Source organism: Marinobacter sp. tcs-11, assembly GCF_002049515.1.
Lineage (GTDB): Bacteria > Pseudomonadota > Gammaproteobacteria > Pseudomonadales > Oleiphilaceae > Marinobacter > Marinobacter nauticus.
The window spans coordinates 167,343-179,380 of sequence record NZ_LLYU01000001.1 but is presented as its reverse complement, the minus strand read 5'-3'; the positions used below and the strand labels follow the sequence as shown (position 1 = coordinate 179,380).

The 12,038-nt window shown below is 59.0% G+C and carries 10 protein-coding genes and 1 pseudogene; 4 read left to right on the top strand and 7 right to left on the bottom strand.

Annotation, left to right across the window (positions count from 1 at the left end):
- Nucleotide 1 precedes the first annotated feature (1 nt).
- On the bottom strand, nucleotides 2–1,129 hold the full coding sequence (locus ARC85_RS00775) for an HD-GYP domain-containing protein (protein WP_153739774.1): 1,128 nt from the start codon (nucleotides 1,127–1,129) through the stop codon (nucleotides 2–4).
- 249 nt (nucleotides 1,130–1,378) lie between these two features.
- On the opposite strand from ARC85_RS00775, the pseudogene ARC85_RS19625 reads away from it, so the two are divergent.
- Nucleotides 1,379–2,143 (top strand): annotated as a pseudogene (locus ARC85_RS19625) (GGDEF domain-containing protein); the annotation flags it as partial.
- Between the two features lie 145 nt (nucleotides 2,144–2,288).
- On the opposite strand, the gene ARC85_RS00765 reads toward ARC85_RS19625, so the two are convergent.
- On the bottom strand, nucleotides 2,289–3,728 hold the full coding sequence (locus tag ARC85_RS00765; protein ID WP_153739775.1) for an MATE family efflux transporter: 1,440 nt from the start codon (nucleotides 3,726–3,728) through the stop codon (nucleotides 2,289–2,291).
- Between the two features lie 168 nt (nucleotides 3,729–3,896).
- Between ARC85_RS00765 and ARC85_RS00760 the strand changes: the two genes are divergently transcribed.
- Both ARC85_RS00760 and ARC85_RS00755 read left to right on the top strand, forming a co-directional pair.
- Nucleotides 3,897–4,769 (top strand): carboxylate/amino acid/amine transporter, encoded by an 873-nt coding sequence (locus tag ARC85_RS00760; protein WP_041654451.1) that lies wholly within the window; start codon nucleotides 3,897–3,899, stop codon nucleotides 4,767–4,769.
- A 412-nt stretch (nucleotides 4,770–5,181) separates the two neighbouring features.
- Complete coding sequence (locus ARC85_RS00755; RefSeq protein WP_011783817.1) at nucleotides 5,182–6,576, top strand: sodium-dependent transporter; 1,395 nt, start codon at nucleotides 5,182–5,184, stop codon at nucleotides 6,574–6,576.
- 75 nt (nucleotides 6,577–6,651) lie between these two features.
- On the opposite strand, the gene ARC85_RS00750 is transcribed toward ARC85_RS00755, so the two are convergent.
- From ARC85_RS00750 to ARC85_RS00735, 4 genes are all read right to left on the bottom strand, one after another.
- On the bottom strand, nucleotides 6,652–7,275 hold the full coding sequence (locus ARC85_RS00750; protein ID WP_286714156.1) for a hypothetical protein: 624 nt from the start codon (nucleotides 7,273–7,275) through the stop codon (nucleotides 6,652–6,654).
- Between the two features lie 83 nt (nucleotides 7,276–7,358).
- The gene (locus tag ARC85_RS00745) at nucleotides 7,359–7,937 is read right to left on the bottom strand and encodes a QsdR family transcriptional regulator (protein WP_011783819.1); all 579 of its coding nucleotides are present in this window, start codon (nucleotides 7,935–7,937) and stop codon (nucleotides 7,359–7,361) included.
- 251 nt (nucleotides 7,938–8,188) lie between these two features.
- Entirely contained in the window at nucleotides 8,189–8,911 is a 723-nt protein-coding gene (locus ARC85_RS00740; protein ID WP_286714155.1) for a 3'-5' exonuclease, read from the bottom strand.
- Nucleotides 8,904–10,781 carry a putative nucleotidyltransferase substrate binding domain-containing protein gene (locus tag ARC85_RS00735; RefSeq protein ID WP_286714154.1) on the bottom strand — a complete coding sequence of 626 codons (1,878 nt, stop codon included), beginning with the start codon at nucleotides 10,779–10,781 and terminating at the stop codon, nucleotides 8,904–8,906. Before ARC85_RS00735 ends, ARC85_RS00740 begins: the two co-directional genes overlap by 8 nt.
- Nucleotides 10,782–10,921: 140 nt before the next feature.
- Here ARC85_RS00735 and cobU point away from each other — a divergent pair, with 140 nt between their 5' ends.
- Nucleotides 10,922–11,452 (top strand): bifunctional adenosylcobinamide kinase/adenosylcobinamide-phosphate guanylyltransferase, encoded by a 531-nt coding sequence (gene cobU / locus ARC85_RS00730; RefSeq protein ID WP_286714153.1) that lies wholly within the window; start codon nucleotides 10,922–10,924, stop codon nucleotides 11,450–11,452.
- Here the strand turns inward: cobU and ARC85_RS00725 are convergent.
- On the bottom strand, nucleotides 11,436–12,035 hold the full coding sequence (locus tag ARC85_RS00725; RefSeq protein WP_041656086.1) for a histidine phosphatase family protein: 600 nt from the start codon (nucleotides 12,033–12,035) through the stop codon (nucleotides 11,436–11,438). The genes cobU and ARC85_RS00725 overlap by 17 nt on opposite strands.
- Between the last annotated feature and the right edge of the window lie 3 nt (nucleotides 12,036–12,038).

The window sequence follows — 12,038 nt, the reverse complement described above, 5'->3', positions numbered from 1 at the left end:
GTCAGGAGCGGAAGCCCCAGAGCATGCTGAAATCCATGGTTGGCATGATCTCGGGCTCTTCCGGCGCTCGAATGTTGTATTCCAGCAGGCTGGTATCGCGCTCAAAGGTGCCGCTGTAGCGATTGCCTCGGGGGCCGAATATCGCCTTCACGAAAGGTCCCCGGGTACGATCCGCCCGGCGGGTGACCACACCAACCTCATTGTTGACCAGCCGGACCAGCATGCCCGGCGGATGATCGCCAAGTATCTGTAGCAATGAGCGTGGAATCGCCGGCCGGAACTTGCCGTCCGCCAGGGTGGCGATGAGCTTGCGGGCCTCAGTGATATTCATCCGGTTACGGTAAGCGCGCTTGGTGATCATCGCCACATAGCGCTCGGCCAGGGCCAGGATTTCTGCTTCCGGAAGGATATCGCTACCGCTGAGCCCTTCAGGGTACCCCGAGCCATCGGCCTGTTCGTGGTGTTGGGCAATGATACGTAGCAGCAGCTTGTTATTGATGCCGGCCGACGTCAGCGCCTGAATGCTTCGGGCTGGGTGCTTGCGAATGACCGCCCGCTGATCATCGGTCAACACCGTATTGGAGGCGTTGAGTTGGTCTGCCACAGGCACCAGCGCGAGGTTGGCGGTGAGCGCGGCGGCGGTGAGCACAGTTGCCCGCTTTTCCTCCAGCCCGAACTGGCGTGCGATAGAATGGCACAGGATGCCGTAGAACAGGATCTGTTCATGGATGGTGGGGCTGATGGAATACAGGTGCACCAGTGCCAGGCTGGCGTCGGGTGCCTCCTGGCAGGTTTTATCCAGCATTCGACACAGACCCAGCAGGCGTTTCTGGGCGGTGGGATCTTCCGAGGTAATGGCGTTAAGTGTGACTTCCAGCGTGGTCAGCAAGTCTCCGTATTCTGCAAACGGATTCCGCTGGCGCAGGTCTTCAAAGGTTTCCTCTTTCGGTCGCTCGATCTTCCGGGGCTTGAAGCGCCCTCTTTCAAACAGCTGCTCGAGCTGGCTGTTGGTCTGAATCACATAGCCCTGGCGCAGAAGAATATTGCCTTCTGCGTCGAAAACGTCCCAGGGCAGGGGTTTGCCAATAGTCAGTGCCCCGGGGGCTATTCTTATCAGTGAGTTAGACACAATGTTCCTGGTTCTGCCGGCGGTACGCGATAGTATGGCTGGCCAATAGGTTTGAAGCTAATGATCGTTGCCTGGACGATTATAAAGTGGATTACATTGGAATATTAGAGAAAAGCAAAGCGTGATGCAGGTCACGTTATGTCGCCTTTGGTGGTAGATTTGTTAAGAATCGTTGCCCTGGAACGACCGTTTGAGAAGCTTGCGCTATTCTTGGATGCTAAATAAGACTTTTGTCGGATCCAGAGCTGCATGTTTCACCGTCTGAAAAACGATTTTCGTTTATCCATCATTACCTTGCTGGGCATCAGCGGGCTGGTGGGCATCACGCCGTTTGCGGTGCTGCGGTTTATGCAGGGAAACCTGTTGGCGGGTGTGGTGGATAGCGCGATCCTGGGCGGCATTGCGACGAGTATGGCTTATGCCTGGTTAACGGGAGATACCCGCAGGACGGGCCTGGTCATGGCAATTATTTCATCCTACGGTGCTGTGGTAGTGGGCAGCATCGTGGGTGATCCGGGGTTATTCTGGTTGTACCCCTGCCTGGTCACTTCTTTCTTCCTGGTTGGTCCGAGAATCGCCGTGGGTATCAACCTGTCCGCTATCCTGGCGATGATGGTGGTGGGGCTGGCATTCAGTAGCCAGGAGCAGATGTGGTCGTTTTCTTCGACCGCCGTTGTGGTCAGTGCCTGCGCTTATGTCTTTGCTCATCGCAACCACAGCCAGCGCAGGCGCCTGGAGCAACTGGCCACCATTGACCCGCTGACCGGCGTAAAGAACCGCCGTTCCATGGATGAAGAGCTGGATGTGGCCGCTGCCAATGCCGAGCGTTCCGGCCTGCCCTACGCTCTGGTGTTGCTGGACCTTGATCACTTCAAGAAGATCAATGACGAATATGGCCACGGCGTGGGCGACGATGTGCTCACCGAGCTGGTGGCCCTGCTGGAGAGCAATACCCGCCGTTCCGATCAGTTGTTCCGATATGGCGGTGAGGAATTTGTATTGCTGCTGCCAGGCGTTGATGGCGTGAATCTGCGTGCGGTGATGAACAATCTTCAGCAGGTGCTCCGAAAATACATGAAACACCCCGGCGGGCCGATAACGCGCTGTACACCGCCAAGGAAACCGGGCGTGACCGGATTGTCTATGCCGAGGATATTGGTCAGCCCATGCCAGAGCCGGTTCCCACGGCTGCAGGCTGAGTGTCTTCATCAACGGGTGTGGAAGGCTGGTAATGAAACAGGCGCCAGCCGAGTAACAGGCTGGCGGAGGTCAGCCCGGCCGTCAGTCCTACCCAGAAACCCGCAGCGCCCAGCGCCGGCCATACCCAGTCGGTAAATGTCAGCACATATCCCAGCGGCAGGCCCACTCCCCAGAATGAAAACAGCATGATGAACATGGGAATGCGCGTGTCCTTGTAGCCGCGCAGGGCGCTGATACAGGTTACCTGGATAACATCGGCAATCTGGAACATGGCGGCGAAGGTGAGCAGCCGAATGGTGACCGCCTGAACCTCAGCATCGCCGGAATACAGGCTGGCAATGGCGCCGGAGAATACGAACAGCAGAGTGGCAAACAGCAGCGCGATGGCCGAGGCCAGAATCAGCGAACTGCGGGAGATCAGCCGGGCGGAATCCGGGGCCCTCGCACCCACCAGAAAGCTGACCCGCAGGGTCAGCGCCATGCCGATGCTCAGTGGCAGCATGAACAGCAGCGACACCACATTCAGGGCAATCTGATGCCCGGCGACCACCACTGGCCCCAGCGGCGCCAGGAACAGTGCAATTACCGCAAACATGCTGGCTTCCACGAAGATGGTGAAGCCGATGGGCACGCCGATGCGCAGGATGTAGCGAATGCCGGCCCAGTCGGGCTTCACCCAATCGGCAATCAGATGAAACTGGCGGAAGGTCTCGCTGCGGTTCAGGTAGATCAGCATGGCGATGGCAGCGACACCGTTGGAGATGGATGTGGCCCAGCCACAGCCGATGCCACCCATGGCGGGAAGCCCGAGTTTGCCGTAAATGAAGATGTAGTTCAGAGGCAAATTAATCAGGGTGCTGAGCACGGAAAACGCCATGATGACCCGGGTATGACCCAGGCCATCGGTCAGTCCCCGGAGGGCGTTAATCAGCAGCAGGGCGGGAATGCCCCAGGCAAAGGCGTCCAGATAACCCTGGGTGATGCCGGCGGTGTGCGGGTCGAGTTTCAGCAGGGCCAGGACGGGGTGGACATTGGTCAGCAACAGCGCCATTACCACCGTGCCGGCCGCCGCAATGTAGATGCCCTGCCAGGTGGCGGGCATGATCTTGTGGGTGGTACGGGCACCGTTGTAGCCGGAAATAATCGGCTGCAAGGCGCCGAGCATGCCCATGAAGAACAGGAAAAGGGGCATCCACAGGCTGCTGCCGATACCCACGGCCGCGAGATCTTCGGCACTGGCGTGGCCGGCCATCACGGTATCGATCACACCATTGGCCATCTGCGCCACCTGGGCAATCAGAATCGGGCCGCCCAGAATAGCCAGGGTTTTCCACTCGGCCAGCGTGCGCTGAATCAGCGGCTGGCGGGCTTCGGGTAATGGCTGATGGGTTTCGTCCATGGCGCTCTGGTCTTTCCGGGATAGTAACGTGGCACTCGTGCAGGACCGGCCATGGTACCTCAACCAGCAGACTCCCGCTTATAGGGGTTTCCCCGCTTGCCACCGCTGCAAAACCCACCGTAAAGCAGTAAAGTAGGCGCCCGGCATACAACAGGGGTGATGCAATCAATGGTCTTACTGGTTCTGGTAACCGTGCTCTGGGCCTTTTCGTTCAGCCTGATCGGCGAGTTCCTGGCTGGCCGTGTAGACAGCGACTTCGCGGTATTGAGCCGGGTCTTGCTGGCAGCCCTGGTGTTCCTGCCGTTTACCCGCTGGCGCGGTGTTCCCTCCGGTATGAAGCTGGGCATCCTGGTGACTGGTATGCTGCAGTTCGGCATCACCTATCTGTGCCTGTATCGCTCGTTCAGTTACCTGACGGTACCGGAAGTTCTGCTGTTCACGATTTTTACGCCTCTGTACGTGACTCTGGTGGATGATGCCCTGGCCCGCCGGTTTTCACCGGTGGCGTTGCTGGCTGCGGCCATTGCCACACTCGGTGCCGGCATCATCCGGTACGATGGCCTCAGTGAGGATTTCATCACCGGGTTCCTGCTGCTGCAGGTGGCCAACTTTACCTTCGCTGCCGGCCAGGTTGGCTACAAGCACGTGATGCAACGTTACCCTCTGGCGCTGCCTGGGTATCGCACTTTCGGTTACTTCTTCATGGGCGCACTGGTTATCGCGCTACCCTCGTTCCTGATTTTTGGTAACCCGGACAAGTTGCCCTCAACACCGTTGCAGTGGGGCATTCTTGGCTGGCTGGGCCTGGCGGCGTCCGGTCTGGGGCTGTACCTGTGGAATCGCGGTGCCTGCAAGGTCGATGCAGGCACCCTGGCGGTGATGAACAATGCCCTCGTACCGGCTGGCTTGCTGGTCAATCTGCTGATCTGGAATCGTGATGCAGATCTGCTGCGCCTGGCCGTTGGTGGTGTGGTGATCGGATTCTCTCTGTGGGTGAATGCTCGCTATCATCCCAGGGCAAAGCTGGTTGCATCCTCCTGAGTTCCCTGAATATTTTCTAAAGCGTCGTGGCCTGTTGTCGTTACACGAATAGGACACGGCGTAACCCATTCGCTATTTCATTGATATATATATATAACTAAGCTGTCGCCGTTAAATTTTATCGGGCCAATGGACCCGGTAGTCGACGGTACGCATACACGAGGTAGTTAAAGATTTTTGTGTCTAGGTGGCAGGCGGTCCGAAAGACCTGATTGTCCGATTTGTCAGTAAAACCCGCTGATTAGCATTCCCGGGCCGCGCCGGGAACAATGAATTGTCCCGGCGCTCGCCCCTCAGCACTGGCATCATGCCGCCAGTGCTGGCAGAATCCCGCCCCAATAGCCCGCACGCCGTGTGCCGGGCGATCTGACAATTCGTATTTTCCTCAGCCAAAAGCACAGGAAGCAAACACATGACTCAGTCCAACTCCGCAGCAGACAGCGGGAACGGGGCTCGCGGACTCTGGTCTTCCAAGTTCGCGTTTATTCTGGCAGCCACCGGTTCCGCGGTTGGTCTCGGTAATATCTGGAAGTTCCCCTATGTCACCGGCGAGAACGGCGGTGGTGCCTTCGTTCTGGTGTACCTGCTCTGTATTGCCATCATCGGTATTCCTATCATGATGGCGGAAGTGTTTATCGGCCGGAATGGTCGTCATAACCCCATTACCAGTTTTCGGCTGGTGGCGGAGCGCAACCTGGCGTCGCCGGCCTGGCGAGTCTCGGCCATTGTCGGCATGCTGGCTGCATTTATCATTCTGTCGTTCTACTCGGTCATCGGTGGCTGGGCGGCCTCCTACATTGGCCACGCGGCCATGGGCGATTTCACCGGTGGTACTGCAGAATCTGTGGGCGAGCTGTTCGGTGGCCTGCTGGGCAGCCCGATTCAGCTGTTGGCCTGGCACACGGTGTTCATGGCGCTGGTGGTGCTGGTGGTTTCCCGGGGCTTGAAAGGCGGCCTGGAGCGCGCAGTCACCATCCTGATGCCGGCGCTGTTCCTGTTGCTGTTGCTGGTGGTTGGTTATGCGACGACGACCGGCCATTTCGGCGAGGCGGTTAGTTTCCTGTTCACCCCGAATTTTGAGGCGCTGACGGTGAAAGGCGTACTGGTTGCCCTGGGGCACGCCTTCTTCACACTGAGCCTGGGTATGGCCATCATGATGGCTTACGGTTCCTACCTGGGCCGTGATGTCTCCATCGGCCGCACCGCAGTCAGTGTGGCGATCATGGATACTGTGGTGGCACTGCTGGCGGGCCTGGCCATTTTCCCGGTGGTGTTTGCCAACGGCCTGGAAGCCGGTGCCGGCCCCGGTCTGATCTTCCAGACCCTGCCCCTGGCGTTCGGTAACATGCCCATGGGCAGCCTGTTCGGCACCCTGTTCTTCGTTCTGTTGCTGTTTGCTGCCTGGACCTCTGGCATTTCCCTGCTGGAGCCGGTAGTTGAGTGGGTTGAAGAGAAAACCAGCCTGGCCCGCACCGGCAGCGCTATTCTGGTGGGCGTGCTGTGCTGGGCGCTGGGCATTGTTTCCATTCTGTCCCTGAACGTCTGGTCTGATGTGACGCCGCTGGGCATGTTCGCCGCCTTTGAAGGCAAGACGGTGTTCGACCTGCTGGACTACTTCACCGCCAACATCATGCTGCCACTGTCTGGCCTGCTGACCGCCATTTTCGTAGGCTGGTTTGTGGCCAAGGAATCGCTGAAGAGCGACCTGGCGCTGCAGGGTGGCGCGTTCAGCCTGTGGTACAACCTGATCCGGTTTGTGACGCCGATTGCCGTGGCGATCGTGTTTGTTTACAACCTGACAGCCTGATCGTTCGCTGCTCAGGCAGCAAAAAGAAACCCCGGTGCTGGTGACAGTACCGGGGTTTTGTTTTTGGGGAGCATGTTATTCGTAGTCGCTCTCGTCCTGCTCCATCACATCCTTGAGGCGTTCTACGTGGGGCCGGACAGCACGTTTGTCGGCATCGCTCACTTGCTTCGCCGCACTGGATGCGCTTTTGACGGTCACCATCATCTGTTCCATCATTTCGCGCATCTGGGCTTTGGCGGCTTCGGGCATGTCGGGATTGTTTTCCATCTCGGCAATGGCGCGCTCCATCTCCGCGATATCCGGAGCCATGTCGGGCTGGGCTTCCATTTCAATGGCAAACCAGGCGCTGACGATGCGGTCGCCTTTGCGGGCCCAGGCTTCCGGGCTGGAGAATCCGAAGTCATCGACCAGGTCGTCCAGGTCATCGTACATTTCGTGGCCTTTCACTTCGTCCACCATCGAGGACATCATCCGGGCGAAATCCACTTCCCGCTCATCGTCGGCTGGATCTTCGATGGATTCGATGAAGTCCTGATGCTTGTCGATCAGGGGCTGCATGGCTTCCATGCTGGCGATGAAGGAAGTGACATCGTCCTCGGTGAGGTTTTCACTGTGCGCTAACGGTGCCAGAGCCAGGCTGAGTAGCAGCAGGCCGGCTTGCAGCACGTTGAGGCGCGGTTGGGTGTTGCGGTGGTTCATGGTGCACTCCTTGCTGGTGATTTCCTGTGACTGTCAGCAAAGAGTAATCCCAGGCTGGCCAGGTTTCCAGCGGTATCAGGAGCTCAGACCTTTCCGCCCAGCAATATGCGCACGGCAGTGCAGGCATCCTCAAGCTCTTCATCGCGGGGTTCGCGGCCGCCAATGATGTCGCTGTACAGGCAGGACTCGGCGATTCGTACCATGAAGTAGGACAAGCTCTGGATGTTCATGGGTGGGCTCAGGTGGCCGGCGCGCACTTCGTCTTTGAGCAGGCGGGTGTTCACTTCCACGGTGCGGGCGTGCAGCGTGGAGTGGGAGGAAGTGAGCATTTTCAGGGCGTATTCCGGGTCCTGATGCAGGAACTTTCGCAGCGGGGCGAAGTGCAGGATGGTCATGTTGATGTGGCGGAACACGCCCACCACGTAGTCGACGCCATGGCCGGGGGTAACGGCGCGGGCTTCTTTGTACAGGGGCTCGTACAGGGACCACAGAATTTCACCAATCAGCAGGTCGCGGTTACCAACCCAGCGGAACAGGGTGGCGCGGCCGATGTGGAGGTCGTCGGCGAGGGCGGCCAGGCTGATTTTTTCCCCTTTTAGCCACATTCTTCTGGCGCGGCGGAAGGCGTCCAGGGGGGTGGTTTTGGCGGTTGGTGTGGTCACTTCGGTCCCTTTGGCTGGTTTGGGGACATTCTATCGGTTGCCGGGGCTTGGGGCTATGGCTGGCAGTCCACGAGTCTGGTTTATAGCCCGCATGGTGAGGTGCATGAGCAGCCGGGGTGTCCCCTCCAAAAACCGCTACGAGCACATCCATGTGCGCTTCTCTCCGGCCATCCATGGCCTCCGAAATTTTTGGAGGGGACACCCCGGCTGCTCATACCAAACCTGGAGTTGTTATCAGAGCGCTTGTTGAATCACACCCACAGATCGCCAATGGGCGTATCGGGGCTGAAGTGGTGAAGTATCTGGGCCTGCAGTAGCTCTGCAGTGGCAATGGCGTCGATCAGGGCGTTATGGGAGGCATAGTGGGGCAGGCCGTAGCGGGGCCGGCTGTCGGCCAGGCGGATGGAGATCGGTTTTTTGCCCATCAGTTGCTGCCAGCGGCTGGGATTGCGGTTTGGGTGCAGGTGCGCTTCGATGGCCATGGTGTCGATGACCGGGAAGCGGAGTTGTTCGTTCAGGCGCCATTGCAGGGCGGTATTCAGGAACGGGCGTTCGATGTTGCGGTAGTGCACCACGGGGATTCGGCCGTTGAGGTGTTCGAACAGCGGGTCGAGTACGTCTTCCAGGTCCGGGGCGTTCTCGATTTCGCTGTGGGTAATGCCGTGGATGGTCACCGAGGTTTTGTGCAGGGGCAGTCTGGGGCGAACCACCTGGTGCCAGCATTGGCCGAGCTGGATGCCTTCCAGGGTGAAGGGCACCAGGCCGATGCTGACGATGGAATGCTGGTCGGCTTCCAGGCCGGTGGTCTCGAAGTCCAGGGCCAGTAACGGGACATCCCGGACAGGCGTGTCCGGACTGGGGCAGCCGGCTTCGTAGAAGGCGCGGATTCTGGCGTCTTTTGCCTGTTCGGCGCCTTTGCGGTAATTCTCTGGCCAGTTCTGGTTGCTGTTTCCGCTTTTAATGCTGTCAGACATTCCTGGTGGCCCCTCCGGCGTTGTAGCGGAAGCGCAGGAATTTCTGGGCATTGCTGACCACCTGGAAGGCGTCTTTCAGGTGGCTGCGTTCGAACGGCGACAGGTCTTCCGGGCGCACGTTGTTGTCCGGTTCGCGGCCCTCTTCGATGGCCAGGGCCTGATGGCGGATGCGGACGATGGAGATGAATTCCAGGGCATCCCGCAGGTTGCCGGCGTCGTCGTCCAGCATGAGTTTGGTTTTGGCGATGTCGCGCAGGCGTTCGAAGGAGTTCTGGGAGCGGGAACCGCAGGCCAGGGCGTGCACCCGGATGAGGTCAGAAACCGGTGCGGTGCCGCGGCGTTTGAGGTTGAAGGTTTTCTGGTGTTTGCCGTCTTCTTCCAGGACGAAGGTGCGAAAGAAGCCCAGGGGCGGCGTGCGGTTCAGGGCATTGCGGGCCAGGAAGGTAAGGAAGCGCTGGCTGTTGCTGGCCTTGTTCACGATCAGGGTTTTCAGCTGTTCAGCATAGTCGGTTTCGCCGTAGATGCCGTCCAGGTCGAAGAAGATGTTGCTGTTGAGCAGGGCTTCGGCTTTGGGGTTGTCGATCCAGTCGGTGAAGTAATCCTTCCACACGCTCAGCGGTTGTCGCCATTTCGGATTGGTGGCCATGATGTCACCGGTGCAGTAGGTGTAGCCGCATTCAGCCAGGCCGTCGGAGACAAATTTGGCCAGGGCCAGGAAGTATTCGTCGTGCTCTTCCGGAATGAAGCTGTCGTCCAGCACCATGGCGTTGTCCTGGTCGGTAACCACCAGCTGTTCATCCCGGGCCATGGAGCCGAGAGCCATAAAGCAATACGGGATGGGTGGCGGGCCGAGTTTTTCCTCGCCCAGCTCCAACAGGCGCTGACTGAAGCTTCGGCCGATGCCAGCCATGGCGCTGCCGATCATGTGGGAATTGGCGTCTTCATTCACCATGCGCACGAAGCTGTCGCGCACTTCGCGGCTGATTTTCTTCAGGCCTTTGACGTCGTTCTGGTGGTAGATGTTGCTCACCAGGTACAGGCTGCTCTGGCTCTCGTATTTGACGATGTCGGACAGCGCGATTACGCCACGCACTTCATGGTCTTCCATCACTGGCAGATGGTGCACGTTATTGTGCAGCATGGTAAGCATGGCTTCGAAGATGTAGCTGCGGGCGCTGATGGTAATCAGCCCTTCGGACATGATCTCGCTGATGGGGGTTTCTGATGGCAGTGCGTTGGTGACCGCCCGGGTGCGCAGATCCCGGTCGGTGATGATGCCCTTGAGCCGGGGCGAATCCCCACTTTCGTCCATCAGCAGCAGTGCCGACACGCCGTTGTCGGTCATGATCCGGGCGGCTTCCTGAAGGCGCACGGTGGTCGGGGCGGAGACTGGCTCGCGGGCAATTAGCCGGGTGACCTTGGCGGACATCAGTTCGTTGGATTTGTGCCGGCGCGAGACCGCCGAACGCAGACGGCTGTGGTCTTCAATCTCGACAAAATCCGCGAAGTTCTCGTCGTTTTCCCACAGATGCTGGAAGGTCTCGTAGGGGATTTTGTAGATCAGGCAGTCTTCGATGGCTTTGGCCGGAAAGCGCACTTTCTGATTGCGCAGCAGGCCAAACTGGCCAAAGATTTCGCCCTCACCGATGCGGTTGTAAAGCTCGCCCGAACGCCGGAAGATTTCCACCGCACCGCTGCGGATGTAGTGCAACCAGTAGTTCTGCTGGCCCAGCTCAAGGATCTGGGTGCCGGCCCGGTAATAGGCCACTTCGATGCCAGTGACGATGCGGTCGAGCAGTTCTTCGGGCATTTCGTCGAAGGGAGCGTGTTGGGCGATGTGGTTGCGGATGTCGAGCAGCTCGGCCTGCATGGGCTCTCCAGGGTTAATCGGTCTTGTTCTGAAGCCGGCGATTGCGGTGCCGCCGTTTCCGGAGTCTGGCCAAACTATAGCAGTTGTCTGTCCGGTTGGTGTACCTTGGCACCGGAATGGGGCGGGCTGGAGAAAGGTTTATGGTCAACAAGTTACTGGTAACCGGCGGGATTCGCTCCGGTAAGACCGGGCTGGCTGAGCAGAGGGCCAAAGCGACCGGTAACGATGTGGTTTATGTGGCGACCGCGACGGCAGGCGATGATGAAATGGCACTGCGTATCCAGCGTCACCAGGAACTGCGGCCGGACCACTGGCAGCTTGCTGAAGAGCCGCTGCGCCTGGGTCAGGTATTATCAGAGTATGCCAGCGGCCCGGGAGAACCGCCTTTGCTGTTGGTGGACTGTATGAGCCTGTGGCTGAGCAATCTGCTGTTTGCCGACGGCGCCTTGTTCCAGACCGAACGGGCGGCCTTTCTTGAGGCGGTTGAGGTCTATCCTGGCTCCCTGGTCATTGTGACCAACGAAGTGGGGCTCGGGACCATCGGCATGGATCCGCTGACCCGTCGCTTTGCGGATGAGCTGGGCTGGCTCAATCAGGCCCTGGCCCAGCGTTGTGATGAGGTGGTGATGGCCGTGGCGGGTTTGCCACTTACCCTCAAGGCTGGTGGCTGATCAGGCTGCGAAACACACCGAATTCGGACTGGTCCACCTGTATCCGGCTGCGGCAGGCGTAAGGCACGGCAAAGCCGGTGAATGATCTCTCCAGCGGAATGCCCAATACATTGGCCAGCACCATGCGGATCACGCCTCCGTGGCAGACCACCAAGACCCGTTTGCCGGCAAGTGTTTGCTGCCATCGATCAAAACCGTCAATAGTGCGCTGGTAGAAATCCGTCACAGCCTCACCGCCGGGGGGGAGGAAGTTGATGGGGTCCTGCCAGAAGTGGTTAAGATGATCCCCATAGCGCTCCTGGATCTGCTCAGCGGTCAACCCTTCCCACTCACCAAAGCCGATCTCCCGGAGATCTTCTTCGATATGCAGTGGAATTCTGTGTTCATCGGCCAGTTGCTGGGCAAAACGCTGGCATCGTTGCATGGGTGAACTGACGATGGCGTCCCACTGATCACCCTCGGCGATGGCAGCTATCATCTGTTGCCACCCGGTGTCGCTCAAGGGGTCGTCTTTACTGCCCCGGAACATCTGGCCGCCTTCCGGTTCGCCGTGGCGTATCAGGTCGATTACTGTGGTGGTCATAGG